Genomic DNA, 17,891 nt, shown 5'->3' with positions numbered 1-17,891 from the left:
TCAGGGCAAAATTAACCCAAGCTTTCTTAGTGGTATACATTCGCAAGAGATTGCCCCGAAGCCTGCGCTCGCCGGAATGAGTTGTAAAACTGATCTGTACTGCGCTATGACCCATTGCACAAGAACTGATAATTAAAACCAGCAAGAGCTTAATTAATGAAGCTGATAATACAGATTCCCTGCTATAACGAAGAACAAACCCTGGCGGTAGCACTGGCAGAGCTGCCCCGAGAGGTGCCCGGTTTCGATCAGGTTGAATGGTTGATAATTGACGATGGCAGCTCAGACGATACGCGCAAAGTGGCGTTGGAAAACGGGGTTGACCATGTGGTGGGATATACCAAAAACCAGGGGCTGGCCAGAGGCTTCATGCTGGGGCTGGATGCCTGCGTAAAGCAAGGCGCAGATGTCATCGTCAATACGGATGCCGACAATCAGTACAATGCCAGCTATATACCCGACTTAACCAAACCCATTGTCGATGGCAAGGCGGACATGGTCATTGGCGCCCGCCCTATCCATATGATCGAACATTTTTCCTTTACAAAGAAGATGTTGCAGCACCTGGGCAGTAGCGTAGTGCGCAAGGTCAGCCACACCGACATCCCCGACGCGCCCAGCGGTTTTCGCGCCTTCAGCCGTGAGGCGGCGATGAAACTGAACGTTTTCAATGAATATACCTATACCCTGGAAACCATCATCCAGGCCGGTATGAAACAGATGGCCGTTACCTCTGTACCTGTTGAGGTCAATGAGGACCTGAGACCCTCGAAGCTGGTAAAGAGCATCAGCAGCTACATTAAGAAATCGATCATCACCATTCTCAGAATCTTTGTCGTCTACAAACCTTTTCGCTTTTTCCTGGCGATCGGCCTTGTGCTGTTCAGCTTGGGAATGGTGCTCGGATTACGATATCTCTACTACTACCTGACAGGAGATGGCTCAGGACATATTCAATCTGTCGTCCTGGCTGGTGTCATGATGGGTATTGGCTTCCAGACTTTTTTAGTGGCATTTATTGCTGATCTGTTGAGCGTCAACAGAAAGCTGCTTGAAGAGGTACAGTATCGATTGAGAAAACTGGAGTCTGAGCCTCGATCGAATATCCGGGATTAGTGATTCTGCACAGGGCAAGTATCAGCCTATGCAAGAGTGAGAGATGAAAAATAAGATCAGCGGGATTTTCCCGCCCCCACTCGCCACGCCATGAAAAATAGAGGCATATAGGCCACCACCACCAGAAGAACCCCATAAACCGGCTTAAAAGAGGCGAGCCAGGCCAAAGGGGTCAACCAGAGCAAATTGATCAGCAACCCCAGCAAGACGACCCATTTATGGGCCCCGGCACGGGCCTGCTCTGGCGCCAATCCATCCGCTTCAAGCTGTGCCTGACGGTATCTTGCTGCGATCTGATAGGCGTGTTTGGCATGAGGTTGATACCATTTCTCCCCATTCAACGCCCTCACGCCCAGTGTCCAGCTTGCATCTGCTATGAAAAGAGCCAACAGAATTATCCAACTCCAGAAGGCGATGGGATAGTGAATCGCACTGAAACAGGCGAACACACCTAGAGAGAAACCCAAGAAACCACTGGCTGCATCCCCCATAAAAATTTTTGCAGGTGCCCAGTTCCATACCAAAAAACCGGCCACACCCGTGGCAAGCAGCATCAACCACAGAACAATCTGTTGCTCAGCACTATTCAGGATAAGAATTAACGAGGCGCTACTGAGCACAGTGATCGCCTGCATACTGGCTATGCCATCGATACCATCCATGAAATTATAGAGATTCAACAGCCAGACCAGCATCAGCACAAACAGTACACTGAGCCACCAACTCTCAGCTACAATCCAGCTCCCGAGGGAGAGCGGTGGCGTTCCCACCAGCCAGATCGCTAACCCAGCCGCAGCGAAATGAACCAGGATTCGTAAACGGGCCGAGAGATCTCTGTGGTCATCGATAAATCCGATCAACGCCACCACTCCACCACCGGCAAGCAACACCATATCGAGAGGCGCAATACCCTGCAAGCTGCCTGTATAGAAGCGCTTCGCCCATAGCAGCAGAGCCAAAAAGATCAGCACAAAAGCAAGCCCGCCCCCACGGGGGGTTGCTGTCAGATGTGAGCTACGGCTGTTTGGATTGTCCATCAAACCACGCTGTAGAGCATAGTAGCGTAGCACCCAGGTCAAGAGTACGGAGAGGATAAACACCACTCCAGCCAAGTAGAACCATTCCACATAACGCGCCATCAATTCGACTGCCTTACCATTTCCTTCAGCGCCGCCTCAACGGTAACTTTAGGCGTCCAACCCAACACCCTTCTGTTTTTACTGATATCGACCTGTAGATTTCCGCATAGGCGGTCAATAGCAGATGAGCGGCCAGTCACTTCTCCCAATAGACGTAACAACATCATAGGCACTGGAATCAGGCGCGGAGTAACTCCGATGGCCTGGGCAAGCTTGCGGATTAATTGCGGCGTGGAAAGATCCTCACCATCCGCAACTAAAAATACCTCACCGGCCGCCCCGGTGTGATCCAGGCTGATGGCAATAAAGTCGAGCAGGTTTTCAATGCTGACCAGGCTACGGCGGTTTTCAACTCGCCCCAGAGGCAGGGGCAGGCCTTTGCGAATCCAACCCACAAGGCTCTGCATATTTCCCTTAACGCCAGGCCCATAGACCAACACCGGACGCAGAATCACCAACTCCATATCCGCTTCTGCGGTTATCTCCCTCAATAGCTGCTCAGCCTCCCATTTAGATTGCCCATAGGCATCTTCCGGCGCCGCAGGATCATCAGCGGCCAATGGATGGTCAGTGCTTCGTTCTCCATTGACCTTGATACTGCTCAAATAGATCAGACGTTTCACCCCAGCCTCAGCTGCCTGACGCGCCAAACTACGACTACCCTCCACATTCACCTTGCGGAACAAGGTTAAGGGATCACCCGTGGATTCCCGCATCACATGGGCGCGCCCGGCCAAATGAACCACTACATCGACACCCTCAAGCGCCTTGCGCCAATCAGTGGCAGCTGTGATCTCACCTAACACCGCCTGCTCACAGATCGTCCAATCAGTTTTTTTCTCGCGCATCCCGGCCCGCACATCATATCCCTGACTGATCAGAAAGGGGCAGAGTTGAGTGCCCACAAAGCCACTGGCCCCAGTGACCAATACCTTTTTCATGACTCCAATGCCTTCTGATAGATCGACATATGCTGTTCGACCACCGTGTTAATTGAAAACTCGGCCTCAGCCATCAGCCTGCTTTTCTCACCCATGCTCTGCCGAAGATCTTGCTGATCGATCAATTTAAACAGAGCATCGGCCAACGGCTCACTCTGCCGCGCAGGAACCAATAGACCATTCTCCCCATCAACCACCACTTCACGACAGCCCGGAACATCCGTAGTGACTATTGCGCGACCACTCGATGCGGCCTCCAGCAACACCTTTGGCAATCCCTCTCTGTAGGAGGGCAGGCAGATGATGTTGGCACAACGAAAAACCGCAGACATATCCTGACGATTTCCCCACCACTCAACATCATGCTCTCGGGCCCATTCAGCCAGCTTCTTCGCCGAAACCGATTTGGGATTACTTGGGTCGATACCACCAACCAGGGCAAAGCGTGCTTTGACACCTCTTGCGTGCAGTTTCTGCGCCGCAGCGACAAATTCTCCAACACCCTTATCCCAAAGCATACGCGCAGGCAGCACCACTAAAGGCACCCCACTCTGCTCAGGACTCATCTTGAACTGGATCAGATCGACTCCTGAACCTCTTATCAATTCAATTTTCTCCTGACTAAGGCACCCCTCATCAAGAAGATAGTGGTAGTCATCCTGGTTCTGCACAATAACCCAAAGACGCTCACGGGAAAAAAGCCAACGGTAGCTGTTTAAAACCGCAGCCCTGGCAAATGAGCTGAACCAACCCCGGGCAAGAAAAACAAAACCAAGTCCTGAGATAGCATTCACCACCGCAGGCACTTTAGCGATACGTGCCGCGAGGGTGCCATAAAGCACGGGTTTGATTGTGACATGATGAACCAGCGTCGGCTGCAAGCTGCTATAGAGTCTATATAAACCCCGGATGGTTTTAATTTCAGCAAGTGGATTTGCCCCACTACGACTCAGAGAGACAGCATAGTGTCGAAAACCCTCAGCCTCGATCTGCTCAACCCCATCACCTTCAGGCGTGGCCACCGCGACTCTATACCCCCTTTCACGGGCAGCAATTGCCAGAGGAAGCCGGTGCGAGAGAAAAAAACCGGCGTCATTGACAACAAAGAGCAGAAGTTGATGTTTCATTGTTAGGGAACCACTTTATCTATCTAGAGCCAGTAATTGACCCGGCGACTAAGTATGTCGTATTCAGCCTGTCTGTGCCTGAAGAATAGTTTCACTCTGCCCGCTCCACACGCTCCACATGCAACGCACGCAGAACCCAGGCACGTTCACTATTTTCGAAAACATAGCGCCAAACCATGAAACTGAACAACAGCAGTGTAACTGAGGTGAAGAGCGCCTTAATGTAAAAAGCTTCAAGTTGAGCGGCGAGTAAAAATAGAGTGACTGCAGCAAGCAGTGCCAAGGCAAACCGCTTTGTAGAAGCACGACACTCAGGAATCAGTAACAGGGCCATGACGTATAGTGCCAAGGCATCTACAAAGGCTCTGATTGTCCACACTATTGCAGCACCTAAAATACCGAATTCAGATAGCGCCCACCAGAGTCCTGCCAGGTAGAGGGGCAGCTCCAACAAATGTAGCTTGGCAGACCACTGTGGATAGCCGGCTGATTGCACCAGAGAAAATGGAACCAGTGACATGCCATAGAAGAACACACCAACACCCAGCCATTGCATCACCAGATAGCCATTCTCAGCAAACTCCTGCCCCACCCACAAATTCAGTCCGTCAAATGAGAAAGCGATAATCACCATAATCAGTGGAAACAGTGCAATGGAGATATAACTGAGCCCTTTATCGAACAGTCGCGCCGAGTGTTGCCGATCCATCCCTCCCCCTCTCGCCAGTGTGGTCGACTGAGCAGGCAGCAGAACCGCAACAACAGCGGTGGGAATAACCAGCAATCGTGAAACAATCTCATAAGGTGTCGTATAGAAAGCAACTGCAGTAACCGTCAACACCGCACCGATAACAAAACGGTCCATTGACACCATCAGGGGTACCGCCATATTACTGACCGTCATCCATCCCCCAAAACCCAACAGAGGCCTGACCTGCTTCTTATCGTACAGATAGTGTTGTCTGATGCCGGGTACGACATGAAACATGAGAATCAGATGGGCAATGGTAGCCAACATCCTGCCAAACACTAAAACAGCCACAATCGGATAGAGACTGTTTGAAAAGGGTAGAACTGCCACCGGCCCAAGAAAGGTCCACATTCCCATCGGAATTCTGATTGCAGTCAGCAGATCAAAGCGCTGATAGGCTGCGACTACACCACGCAATCCAACCGTTGTAATTACCAACGGCATCGACGCGGACAAAAGATAAAACGCATTGAGTGTCTCTTCTTTAAGCGCTGGAGGAACATTGAGTACCTCTCCCACCAACCAGGGGGAGAGTATAAGAATCACCCCAAACCCAAACACCCCCAGCACTGCCATCAAAGTCAGGGCTGTCCAGACCAATCCAGGGATTTCCGACTCCCGCTCCTCACCCAGATATTTGGCTACCAATACACTCAGAGCACGACTCAGGCCAAAATCAAAAAGACTGAAATAGCCAACAAACATCCAACTGATCGCCAGCAAACCAAATCGCTCTTTACCGATCTCATCAATAAGAATGGGGATAGTGACAATGGCAACCAGGAAAGGCACCAGCACGCTGACAAGATTCCAGATGATATTTTTAGCCAGACGACTGCCACTTGTGAGTTCTTTCTGTCTAATGTTCATCGGATCTCTATTATGGTTCAACCACCTGCAAAGAACCAAATTTCACCATTTGGCCTGATCTGGCAATACAAAGTAAATCGGATGGTGTGGCATTTCATAAAATCTTGAGCTATCGAACTGTGTCCGGATTTTCAAAATGCCATGAATAGCTAGTGTGGTGCAGCACACTAGATAGTAGCCAGCTAGCTATCAGCAAGTAGTGGCTGAAGCGCATCAGCTGCATCCTGAGGAGTAACATTACCACCCCCTGCAGTCACGTTGAAACTTGCCACCACCCTCACCAGTTGAGCGACTTGACCACTCGGTGGGGCATGGCCCCACCCTACCTCTCCGTTTAGGCGTAGGGTGGGGCCATGCCCCACCAAAAAAACTCTCTTGTAAGGAGAGCGGATATTGGCATAGGAATATAATCAGTATCCAACGGACCTCTGCAGGCACCTCGAAACTTGCCACCACCCTCACCAGTTGATCCACTTGACTACTCGGTGGGGCATGGCCCCACCCGACCTCTCCGTTTAGGCGTAGGGTGGGGCCATGCCCCACCAAAAAACTCAGGCCCAACGCCAACCATGTATATGATAAAAAACAAATGCTGACTTGGCGAACATCAGAATATGTTTCAGCCCTTTCTTTGAAGCATTACCACCACCATGCACAATCCGTACTTCAGGGACATAAGCAATGATCGATTGCCTGGCGATTCTTATGGACAGATCGAAGTCTTCGAAATAGACAAAAAAGTCAGGAGAGAATCCTCGCACCTTATCAAGCACACTGTGCCTGACAAACATGAAACAACCACTGGCCATGGCCTCTTTACTGAGTGCATGCTGGTTCATCTCGCAGCGCATCTCATACTCCTGCATGCGATCTGAAAAGTAACGCTTGACCGCACGAGGCGCAAAGCCACGCAAAAACAGATCCAAAACCGCTGGATAACGTTTGCAGAGATACTGTTTATGCCCTTCGGGATCTTCTGAATAGGGGGATAACATACCGACTTCAGGATGCTGCTGCATATAGTTCAGCGCTTCGCTAAAGGCATCCTTAACCACCTCAACATCTGGATTGATAATGAGATGGTAGTCGCTCTCCTGATTGAGTATCACCAGATTGTGGGCTGCACCATAGCCAATATTGCCCCCAGTACCAATCACCATCCATTGATATCGACCACTGCCGACAACTTGTCCCACCAGGCGTTTTACTTTATTCAGTATGCCGCCGTTATCGACCACAACAACCGTAGCCTCAAGGTCACTCCTCTCCTGAAGTGTGTAACCCAGAGCCTCTACGATACTGCTGAGGGTATCGCTGAGTATATCCAGGCCACTATCATAATAAACGATGGAGATAACCAGTTTCATAGGCTGAGTAGTTTGGTGTCTTATTGTGTGTCGTTTTTATTCTTGTGCCAGAGGTCATTCAACAGAACAAACGAATCAGCGCAGTGGTACAGCGCTATTGAAGTATCACAGACCTGGCAAAAATATTAGCTCTGCTCTGCTGCTTTTTTCTTAATCTGTTGAATATTATTCACCTGATTAGCAAACGCATCAGTTAATTTTTTTACGCCGCCCGGTTTTAAATACCCTTCATTACCTGCAAAGATATAGGTGCCATAAGTTGCCGAAGCTGACATCAAAGCTGCATTGATCATTTGTATCGGTTTACCTTCACTTTTCATCTCGTTGGCGAGGCTGATAAAGCGTTCTGACAGCGCAGTAAACTCTTCGATATCATTTTTTTCCGACATATTTTTTAAACCTCTTCGACACCTTTCCAATTCAGAGAAAAATCCTCACCACAGCGGGTAAGGTTCGGATTATAGGCAGGATCCCGTTCAAGTAACGGCCCCCACTTATTGAGCATAAACTCTGCTTCGCGACTAAAACGTTGCTGTTTTTCAGGCGTGTCTTCTGCACCACGGGATGCAGACTCATGGTGATAAAACTCCGCATAGGGCGACCAGAGATTGTTATAGCCCTGCTGATAGATGCGGATACATATATCAACATCATTGAATGCTACCGCCAGGTTCGACTCATCAAAACCGCCAACCTCGTCGAACACGGCTCTACGCACCAGCATGCAAGCAGCAGTTACTGCCGTATAATTTTGCACCAGCACTGAGCGTCCCATATACCCGCGATTGCCTTGATAGCTGTATTTCATCGCATGTCCGGCAACGCCACCAAGCCCCAGCACCACCCCACCATGTTGCAGGCGGCCATCCGGATACCACAAACGGGCACCGACTGCACCGATTTCAGGTCGAGTCCCTTGACTGACCATCTCATCAAGCCATCCGGGTGCGATAATCTCAATGTCGTCATTCATGAAACAGAGCAGCTCGCCTTGCGACTCTCTCACTGCAAAATTATTGATTGCCGAGAAGTTAAAAGGATGGTCGTAGCGCACCACTTTCACGCTATCGGAGCTATCCAGCTGGGCGAGATATTGCAATGTTTTCGGGTCATCACTTTGATTGTCTACGACAACAATCTCATAATTTTTATATTCAGTTCGATCATGGATACTATCTACACACTGGCGTAACAGCGCCTCACCATTTCTAGTCGGTATGATGATCGACACCAGAGGTGGATTTTCAGGTACTGGATACTGCACTCTGATCATGCCATCGATCAGATCAGATTCGGCAACCTTTGCCTCAATATTGCGGGCATCCAGGTCATCTTTCACTGCGTCGATTGCAGCCTTCATCGCATAGGATTTCGCTTCAGCACCAGATGCTGTACTCTCTGGGATAGCGCGCCAGTGATAGAGAATCCAGGGTATATGGCGAACGCCTTCCCTGGGATCTTCTATCTCTCGCAGGCAGCGTAGCGCCAGATCATAATCCTGTGCTCCTTCGAAGCCCTCACGAACCCCGCCAATCTTCTCCAACAATGATCGTCTGTAGACACCAAAGTGGCAGATCATGTTATGTGAACGCATCAGATCAGGATTGAAATCGGGTTTGAAATAGTGATCGTAACGAACCCCTTCACTATTCAACTTATCCTCATCCGAGTAGAAGAGTGATGCCTCGGGGTGAAGAATAATCTCCTGGGCAACAAAGAAGAGCGCATGGGGCGCCAAAACATCATCGTGGTCCATTAAAGCAACGAACTGACCGGTTGCCAGCTCTAATGCAGAGTTGGTAGCGGCAGATATATGGCCATTCTTCTCCCGGTAGACAACCTTGATACGTTTGAATCGGGTCTCATACTCATTCAGAACGCGTTTTACATGAGATTTTGTTGAAGCATCATCCGCTATGCAGAGTTCCCAATCATCATAGGTCTGGGCCAGCACTGAATCGATCGCCTCACGCAGCCAGGTCTCTTCAACATTGTAGACAGGCATAACTATTGAGACAGTCGGTCGATCATCTCTTTCATTGAGTGCTTCGATGGCATCCAGTTTAGGTAAACCTACCGGCTCGACATCCTTGATCCACAATGAGTAGGTATAGGTTGGCGAGGTCTGATTCACCACGCGCTCTCGAATTGCGGTCAGGCCACCCGCCTTATAGAGTGCTTTTGCCTCTTTGATCCAGTTCGATAACAAGCTTGGGTTTCTAATCAGTTGCCCAATAGCCGGCTTTGATCTGCGCAGCAGACGCAGCGGCAACATCAGGGACATATAGGCACGCCATCCCCGACTGCTGGTCACATCCTTCAGACTCTGTTTATGTTGAGCCAACTGCTTCTCTATCAGGGCTTTCTCCTGCCCCATGGCACGAACAGCTCGCTCACTCATCTTCAATGTCTGGGAGAGATCGGAATTTACAGCCTGCTCTTTGGTAAGCGTGTTCTGAGACTCATCCAGTGACTTTGCCAACCTCTGTTGATCTGCCGAAAGTTGATCACGCACTTCAATCAGGGCAGTGAGCTCTTCTCTCTGCTGTTGCAACAGTTGATCGCGCTCTTCAACCATCGCCAGACGCGTGGCGGCTGTCTCCCCAGCCTGGTGAAGTTGGTCGTAGAGATTACGATAGACTTCGATAGAGGATTCCATCGGCTTATCTGTCAATACAGGAAAATCTTCGATGGAAATATCACTGTCGGGTTGCGCAGTGACTATAAATTGGAATGCTGCGGCTTCAGGGGTATGGAATAACGCCAAACCTTTTTCTGTAGGATTAAATCCCAGGTTTTCGAGGCGACGCTCAATCTCGGAGTCTGCCATATCATGAAAGGTATATGAGAGCTCATCAACTCTAAACCCACTTCTGACAAAGAGCTCCCGCAATGAGTGGTAGTTGAAAAGGTGTAGATGAGTTCGATCCAGAAGACCTGTATCTTCGTAGGTAAACCGGCCCTCCAGTAACTCAAGACGTAGTGCTGCATGGGCCCCGTTAGGTAGGGAGGCAATCAGGCGTCCATCTTCTTTTAAAAGTTTTGGTAACTTTTTGAGTAAACCTGTTGGGTCTCTGAGATGTTCCAGAATATCGGCGCAGGTGATGATATCGAATCTCTCGTCACCCAGAGACTTCAACCAGTTATCTTTTTGCACATCGCCTACGATCACCTGATCGCAATGGGCTTTCGCCTTTTGTGCCATAGCGCGATCATACTCTACGCCGACAACGTAACAATCCCGCTCCCTGCGCAAAAATTCAGACATGTAACCCGTTGCACAGCCTAACTCAAGCACACGACTGCCTTTCGGAATGCGCCGAATCAACTGTGTGTGAGAGTTATTCTCAACATTCAGATCGAGTTTAAAGTCGTATTCAGCCACCTGTTTTCATCTCACTCAGAATCCATAAATACTGCAACTGTCTTCACTCGGCTTGCAGATCTTTCAAGCCTTTTGCAATATACTCTTCAACCAGATCTTCATAGATGCTGGCGTTATTGCGTTCCAGCAGCTCATCAAAATAGGCCTCACGCCTCTTTTGAACATACTCTTTCTTCAAAATATCGATAATATTTGATTTCACCTGCTCAAAGGTCTGTTTTTGTGGCGGAAAACGATCAACCAGCTTGACAATATGAAAGCCAAACTCACTCTCAACCACTTCACTGATCTCGCCTGGTTTGCGCAAATCGAATGCGGCTTTAACCACAGGTTTCGATATCGAGTCTTTCTTGATCACACCCAGAGAGCCCTGATTCTTTTTTGATAAGGTATCTTCAGAGTAGATAGGCACCAGATCCTCAAATACGCTACCCGCATCCAGCTCAGCTTTTACTTTGTTTGCAATCTCCAACGCCTCTTGTCGCTCGTGGTAGACCGGCAGACGATCGGTGGTAGAGATCAGGATATGTTTTGCATTCACTTTTTCCGGAATCATATAGGCATCGGGATTGCCGAGATATTGCTCCTTCGCAGCCTGTTCAAAATCTGGAATAGGCTGATTGTCGATCTCTTTGAGTCGCTCCAGATAGAGCAACCTCTCTCTCTGTCTTCTCAACTTTGCCTGCATCAGTTTATCATCGGCAAGCCCACGCTTTGCATACTCTTCAGCCAGAGCCCTGATCAGATAGGTTTGGCGCAACAACTGCAGTATCTGTTTTTTATTGTTCAATACATCTTCACGGGCCTTCGGCGGCCCTGAAGAGAGCAAGGCATCCAGATCGCTTCTCTCTACTTCGATATCACCACCAAACATCAACACGTCATCTTCAGCAAAAAGCACCGGCGCCATCAACGCACACAACAGACCAACAAAAATCAGTCGCATATCCACACCTCAAAATATCGAAATAATTAAACTCTAATGAATCTGTGATCGTTAGGGATTATACAGAACAGCAACTTCAACTGTCATAGGCTCGCCATCTATGTTCTCTCTTTTTCGATCACAGAACATAGATCGCAAATCAAAAGAAAAAGTTCGCTTTCATAAAGAAGAAAGAGACCCGACACACATTGTTAAGCATAAAAAAAGGCAGGCCCGAAGGCCTGCCTCTCTACAAGATCGCCTAAGCGATTTGTATTTTAGCGATTTACGCTACGGATCAGGTCAACAGTCTCACCGATCTGAGCAGGACCGACATCTGCAGCCATCGCAGAGAAGCCGATAACTGGAGCACCAGTCCATACGCCAGGACCGTCTGCGTTCAGACCGCCAACAAACTCAGTCATCGCAGCGATGCGAGCATCGGTGTTGTAGTCATAAGTAGCAGCCATACCGATGGTTACCCAACCAGCCTCGAATCCAGCGTCGAGAGTCCAGTTGAAAACGTTGGCAGCCGGTGTACCCAGAACAGATGCAGGGGTACCGGTAGCGGCATTTACAGAAACCACGTTAACTTCACGTTCCAGAGCGATGACAGTAGGTGCGTCGATCGGTACAGGAGAGAAGTCATCACTACCAGCCGCAGCTGCAGCAGTTCCTTCTTCGTAGTCGTAGTAGGTCAGGCTGACCTGAACGTCAGGAGTACTGGAAGCATAACCTGCATTGGCACAGTATGCGCCAGCACCATCGTTAGGATAGTCTTGACCAGTAGTACCAACGTTAGGAATTGCTACCGCAGCACCGTCACTGACGATATCGTTCAGAGTACCTGCACAAGCAGCAACTGTGGCATCCAACTGGTTGCTCAGAACGCCACCATTGTAGATACCATGCTTACGCATTGGGAAGGTAGCAACGATGTCAGTACCGCCATTGATATTGGCTTCTACGAAGTAAGGTGCAGAGATCGCATCAGCACTCAGCGCCACAGCAACCGGGAATGGGTTAGAGCCCATTGGGATTGATGGGTTAGGAGTGATGTCGTTTACAGAACCTGTATCGTACTCTACCAGAGGCAGAGCAAGCGTATCTTTAACGCCGGTAGCAGTCGCATTCAACATGGTTGCGTTAGCAACGTCACCAGAAGCCAGTGAAGGCAACAGGTAGTTGGATGCATCGTTTGAACGATAGTGCTGTGGAACGGTTGCATAGTTGTCGATGTGAGTGCCCTGCTCAACAAAAGCAGCGCCATCAGCAACATTGATCATGATAGCGTAAGCGTTGATGCCACCACGGTCAGCTGCGGTGTATACCAAGCCAGCATTGATGCCACCAACTTCATATGGGTCAGCAACGGCTGCGTCAGCAGCGATACCGGTAGCAGTCATTGAACCAGGGGTGAAACCATTGACACCAGCGGCGCCAGCAGTCCAAGCATCACTTACTACAGAGCAGTCAGCAGGCATGCCGTTTGCATCATGAAGGAGACCAGCTGGGATAGAACGATCGGTCAGGCCAATCGCGCCATCAGCAGTAAGTCCGTCATGAATTTCAGCAGTTTCGCCGCCGTCAGTAGCAGGACCAGTACCGTCAGCAATTACGCCCATCTCGATGATCTCAACATAACCTTCGGTCAGATCTTCGTCGGTGGTCGCATCGTAGATGTTACGGAAGTTAACGCCAGCCTGAATCAGTGCTTTATCAGGGAAGGTACAAGTCTCGTCTTCAGTGATGATGTTAGCAACAGTACCGCTTGCACGGATGGTGCCATTCCATACGTCGAAAGGTGACATATAGATGTTAAAGTCGAGCACGTCAGCAGAGATGCGGGACTCGCGAAAACGAACCTTGACCACTTTATAAAGGTTGGTGGTGTTGGTGATATTAATATTAGTAACAATGTTGTTGTTTACATTGTAGTAAGGCAGCAGGGCAACTTGGCCGACGCCATCAGAATTGATGTTTGCCGCATTGACTCCGGCTGTAGCGGTAGCCATCAGCATGGCTGCAGCGATCTTAGATTTTCTCAACACAGTTGTGTCTCCTATTTCTTGCGTGTTAACACTAAAAAACTAACTGAGCCCGTTATGCGGCCAGCTATAAGCCATGAGTTCAGGCGCTTTGCGAGGAATTATCGCCTTAAATTCATGGCCTTTCAAGGGAATGATCATTCCTTTGTGAAGAAAGTCTCAGGCCACAAACGCCCCATAAGTCCAATCTCACGCCAGAAGTCTACCATAAATATTCAAGCTAACAAGCGGAATTGTAGCAAAAAAATAAAAAAATGTTGCATATTTACAAATCCAAGACCTAAGCAACTGTTTTTTATACAATTATTTATATCCAAATTTGTCACAAAAATAATACCACCCACCTGCTCCAGGTTGTCTAAATACGTTAAATTTCCTGTTAACTACTTGCTTTAATGCAAGATAATAGACAACCCAAGAATAACTTACCATAACATACTGTAATTACAGCAATTACTCAATAATGTATCATAAAAACAACAGATGCATTTTTGTTTTCATCAATTAACAGTGGGAAGAAAACCCCAAATTCCTTCCTGATCTCGAACCCACTGCTCTTTCACCACGCTTTCCGTTCGCGCAGGCCCTCTCATCAACGGATGGTGAATTTCCATCTGAATCTCTATATCGGCACTACAGACGTCTTCTTTACATTTAACGTCTTGTACCTGGGCAGATTTCCATAATCCAACCCCTTTAACCTTTTTTGCATAGTGAGAGTATGGCGTTACCTGACGATAGCCTGTTGCCAGGTAGTTATAGGCCGTCTCCAAGCGCCCATCCAACAATAGCACCCAGCGCTCCTGAGCACGCTTCGCCACCTCAGCTTCATCATTCAAAGCCTGAACCGCAGGATCAGTAGCACAGCCGCTGATCATTAAAATAAACACCATAACAGTAAAGTTTCTCACTCTATCTGAACTCCTGACTCAATGCTTTGATTATTTGAAAACGACCAAATTCTACGCAATCGACTCAATTCCATCAATTGAGCAATAGAAGATTAACAACGACATCAAACCTCTCCCCAATACATCGGTAGCGCCTGCCATTGCCACCATCTTCCCGGGTTTTGTCTGATTCGCTGCTCAATATCTCCAACCAGCATCGCAAGCAGCGCCTCACTGGATCTGCCTTCAACCTCAACAGGTGACATAAATCTCAATTTAATCCCTTGACGATGCTCATCAACACAAAATGGCTGAATCACCGCACCAGCCCGCTTTGCTATTTTAATGGTGCCTTCGGGAAAATAGCCCTCTCGCCCAAAAAACGGCACCGGTACCAATCCGGGACTTCCCTTGTGGTAGGGCACGTCGAGCAGGATCGCTATTGGCCGCTCTTTAAGTGCCTGTAGTAACGGCCGCATGTTTGAGGCACCCGGTGTTATGAAGTCACTTCTATAGCAGGCACGCAAGCGGGATAACTTCAATCTCCGATAGGCAAACTCTGGCTCTGGTAATCCCCAGGTATTGTTGCCTTCATCATCCCGCGCGAGCGCGCTTGTTGGTACGCCGTAAGCCGCAGCCGTGACTCCCAGCATCCAGAAACGCCCCAGATGCGCCCCAGCGAAGATCACAGGCCGACCCTCCCTTCGAAACGACAACACCTGCTCGAAGTTTTCCATTTCGATAAAACCGCCTACCTGCTCAGCACTCTTCAGGCGCGGATAGTACCAGGTATCGAGAATTTCACGCTGCTGCAGGCCGTAAAAATAGCGCGTCCAATCCTTATAGATCTGATCTTCAAGCCCAGGTATCGCCCGCCCCATCTGATGGGCAATCTGGGTGGATAGCTCCTGATCCCGGCGAAACTCAATTTTCCCGTATAGGCTGGCAAACCGATAGGAGGCATATCGAGGCAGGCGCGACAAGAGAGGAAAAAGCGCGCCATACTTCAGCCCTAGATCCCAATGATCGAATCGCCCACCCATCTCAAGCAGCCTCAATAATCCAATCAACGAGGCGCAGTTTCATCTTACCAAGCTTGCGATTTCGAAAAACGGTAATATTCACACTTGAACCCATTATGATGTTTCTATGATTGCCACTCAGGCAATAGGTTCCCATTGGTGATTCATTTTAACGATTCCAACCTCGCTGGATTCATGACGCACTCGAAATTGACAACAAACCGGGCGTGAATCGTAGACATGCAGGCCACTCTGATCGATCAACCAGGCCTCCAGGGCATAATCACCGGACATAAGGTTGATTGGATCGAACACCAACCGAACACCATAGTTTTTACCCTGCATCTGATAGAGCCCAAGTTGATCGATCAAGGTCGATACCCCATAAACCTGTAGCCCATCATTGCGAATCAATACCAATCCAATATGCACATCTTCAGGAGGCCGGGAACCGATATCCGCTTCCACTCGAATGGTCAATGCACCGCCTGTCTGATAGAGCGGTACATCTTCAGGGGTATCAATCCCCCCTTCCAAGACAACCTCCTTCAGATAGACATCACCCGCAGCCTCTGCATCCGGGGCGGCCCTTTGACTGCTACCAACCTTTTGCCTGCGCCTGACTGAATCCTGATAGTCATCGACCACTTTGGCCGACTCCCCCATCCCCATAACCATGCCATTCTCAAGCCAGATAGCCTGTTCACACAACTCTTTGACCTGATAGAGATTGTGAGAACAAAACACCAACGTACGGCTTTCGTCCCTGAAGCGCATCATTCTGTCCATGCTTTTTTTCTGGAACAGGGCATCCCCCACCGACAGCGCCTCATCAACAATCAGCACATCGGGCTCGATAGAGGTGATCACGGAGAAGGCAAGACGCACAAACATGCCTGATGAATAGGTTTTGACTGTCCTGTGGATAGCATCACCCAATTCAGAAAACTCAATGATATCCGGTGTTCTCTGTTCGGTTTCCGCTGCAGAAAGACCCAATAGAGAACAGGCCAACTGTATATTTTCCAAACCGGAGAATTCTGGGTGGAAGCCTGAGCCAAGCTCTAATATTGCCGATTTCCTGCCTTCGATATGTAAATTACCACTTGAAGGCTCAAGGGTGCCCGCCAAAAGCTTCAGCAGGGTGGATTTTCCGGCGCCATTGTCACCGATGACACCAAAGGTTGTGCCTTTTTCAATTCTGAGATCGATCGGAGCCAGGGCGTTGACTTCTGTATGGAAGGGCTTGCGAAACAGCCACTCCTTAAACAGATCGATTGGCTTGGCATACTGCCGATAGTGCTTCGATAGCTGGTTTGCTTCGATGGCAATCACAGGAAATCCTTTGCGCGATGCTGCAAACGATAGAATAGAGCGCCAGAGAGAACCAATATAACCAGACTGGCAAGAGCGACAATCACCAGATTATCAACCGGCCACTGCTGTTCAAGAATAATTGACCGATAAGCCTGAACCAACCAGGTAAGGGGATTGCTCTCTATGATTGGGCGAAATCTTAACGGGATCATCTCCAGTGGATAGATGATCGGGGTGGTAAAAAAAAGCGCCATCATGATCATTGGCAAGATCTGGCCAACATCCTTAATGAATACCGATAGAATTGCGACCAATGGTGCCAGAGCAAAGGTTAACAGCAGCCTGATGCCAATCAATAAAGGAAGCAAAATCAGTGTAATGCCCGGAGGATACCCCATAGCCCAGGCAGCGAAAACAAGAATCAACAGACCTATCACCTCTTGGATCAAGGTTCCCAATGAGGCAACTGCCGGAAATACAATCGGCGGCATCTGCGTCTTTAGCAGTAGATCTCTATTTTCAGAAAGGCTGCTGCTGGCACGCTGCAATCCATCCTGCAAGGCACTGAATGGCATCAGAGCGGCAAACAGATAGAGCGCAAAGTCACCACTACCGCCATCCGGCCGGAAGCTGATCTTGAGGATTCCGGAAAAAACGAAACTGTAGACCAGCAACAGAAATAGCGGCTGGGCCAACAACCATATTGGCCCCAGCAGTGTACCTTTAATTCTAAGCAGGGTATCACGCCGCACCATCAGAAAAACGCTTTGGCGATGATGGTAGAGATCAAGATAGATTTTTAACAAGCGCCTTCAGCTTCCAGTCACAGTATAAAACAGGGCTCCATGATACATCACTTGCCACGCCTTGCCGAGCCAGAGCTTTCTACTCTGAACATTAGACTGGTTTTGAAATAGTATTCAGCGACCACCCTCACTAGTTGAACTTGGTGGGGCATGGCCCCACCCTACCCGTATTGGCGTAGGGTGGGGC

At 49.1% G+C, this 17,891-nt stretch carries 15 protein-coding genes; 1 reads left to right on the top strand and 14 read right to left on the bottom strand.

The features are described 5' to 3' along the window. Positions 1 to 156: 156 nt before the first annotated feature. Positions 157 to 1,116, top strand: coding sequence for a glycosyltransferase family 2 protein (locus tag AC4IFB_RS15370; protein ID WP_490775985.1), 960 nt, complete (start codon positions 157 to 159; stop codon positions 1,114 to 1,116). A gap of 56 nt (positions 1,117 to 1,172) precedes the next feature. On the opposite strand, the gene AC4IFB_RS15365 is transcribed toward AC4IFB_RS15370, so the two are convergent. The 14 genes from AC4IFB_RS15365 to AC4IFB_RS15300 form a co-directional block, all read right to left on the bottom strand. Continuing rightward, positions 1,173 to 2,255, bottom strand: coding sequence for an MraY family glycosyltransferase (locus AC4IFB_RS15365; RefSeq protein ID WP_490780615.1), 1,083 nt, complete (start codon positions 2,253 to 2,255; stop codon positions 1,173 to 1,175). Beyond that, positions 2,255 to 3,196, bottom strand: a complete 942-nt coding sequence (locus AC4IFB_RS15360; protein ID WP_490780614.1) for a UDP-glucose 4-epimerase family protein — start codon at positions 3,194 to 3,196, stop codon at positions 2,255 to 2,257. The genes AC4IFB_RS15365 and AC4IFB_RS15360 overlap by 1 nt, the downstream gene beginning before the upstream one ends. After that, on the bottom strand, positions 3,193 to 4,323 hold the full coding sequence (locus tag AC4IFB_RS15355) for a glycosyltransferase family 4 protein (protein WP_490775988.1): 1,131 nt from the start codon (positions 4,321 to 4,323) through the stop codon (positions 3,193 to 3,195). Before AC4IFB_RS15355 ends, AC4IFB_RS15360 begins: the two co-directional genes overlap by 4 nt. 91 nt (positions 4,324 to 4,414) lie before the next feature. After that, the gene (locus tag AC4IFB_RS15350) at positions 4,415 to 5,944 is read right to left on the bottom strand and encodes a flippase (RefSeq protein WP_490780613.1); all 1,530 of its coding nucleotides are present in this window, start codon (positions 5,942 to 5,944) and stop codon (positions 4,415 to 4,417) included. Positions 5,945 to 6,126: 182 nt separating this feature from the next. Continuing rightward, a complete protein-coding gene (locus tag AC4IFB_RS15345) occupies positions 6,127 to 6,306 on the bottom strand; it encodes a hypothetical protein (RefSeq protein ID WP_490780612.1) in 180 nt (59 codons plus the stop codon). A 189-nt stretch (positions 6,307 to 6,495) separates the two neighbouring features. Continuing rightward, entirely contained in the window at positions 6,496 to 7,311 is an 816-nt protein-coding gene (locus tag AC4IFB_RS15340; RefSeq protein WP_490780611.1) for a glycosyltransferase family 2 protein, read from the bottom strand. 125 nt (positions 7,312 to 7,436) lie between these two features. Beyond that, entirely contained in the window at positions 7,437 to 7,700 is a 264-nt protein-coding gene (locus tag AC4IFB_RS15335) for a hypothetical protein (protein ID WP_490774800.1), read from the bottom strand. A 5-nt stretch (positions 7,701 to 7,705) separates the two neighbouring features. After that, a complete protein-coding gene (locus AC4IFB_RS15330; protein ID WP_490780610.1) occupies positions 7,706 to 10,696 on the bottom strand; it encodes a glycosyltransferase in 2,991 nt (996 codons plus the stop codon). 43 nt (positions 10,697 to 10,739) lie between these two features. Next, positions 10,740 to 11,642, bottom strand: a complete 903-nt coding sequence (locus AC4IFB_RS15325; RefSeq protein ID WP_490780609.1) for a peptidylprolyl isomerase — start codon at positions 11,640 to 11,642, stop codon at positions 10,740 to 10,742. Positions 11,643 to 11,899: 257 nt separating this feature from the next. Further along, the gene (locus AC4IFB_RS15320; protein ID WP_490780608.1) at positions 11,900 to 13,672 is read right to left on the bottom strand and encodes a hypothetical protein; all 1,773 of its coding nucleotides are present in this window, start codon (positions 13,670 to 13,672) and stop codon (positions 11,900 to 11,902) included. Between the two features lie 497 nt (positions 13,673 to 14,169). Beyond that, the gene (locus AC4IFB_RS15315) at positions 14,170 to 14,580 is read right to left on the bottom strand and encodes a hypothetical protein (RefSeq protein ID WP_490780607.1); all 411 of its coding nucleotides are present in this window, start codon (positions 14,578 to 14,580) and stop codon (positions 14,170 to 14,172) included. Between the two features lie 104 nt (positions 14,581 to 14,684). Continuing rightward, entirely contained in the window at positions 14,685 to 15,617 is a 933-nt protein-coding gene (locus AC4IFB_RS15310; RefSeq protein ID WP_490780606.1) for a lysophospholipid acyltransferase family protein, read from the bottom strand. A gap of 102 nt (positions 15,618 to 15,719) precedes the next feature. Further along, positions 15,720 to 16,916: an ABC transporter ATP-binding protein gene (locus AC4IFB_RS15305; RefSeq protein ID WP_490780605.1), complete on the bottom strand. Its 1,197-nt coding sequence runs from the start codon at positions 16,914 to 16,916 to the stop codon at positions 15,720 to 15,722. Beyond that, positions 16,913 to 17,704: an ABC transporter permease gene (locus AC4IFB_RS15300; protein WP_490774807.1), complete on the bottom strand. Its 792-nt coding sequence runs from the start codon at positions 17,702 to 17,704 to the stop codon at positions 16,913 to 16,915. Before AC4IFB_RS15300 ends, AC4IFB_RS15305 begins: the two co-directional genes overlap by 4 nt. Positions 17,705 to 17,891: the final 187 nt, after the last annotated feature.

The organism is Candidatus Thiodiazotropha sp. AKIB8, from assembly GCF_058244675.1.
Note: the sequence above shows the minus strand (reverse complement) of the source record. Positions and strands in the feature narration are given on the sequence as shown.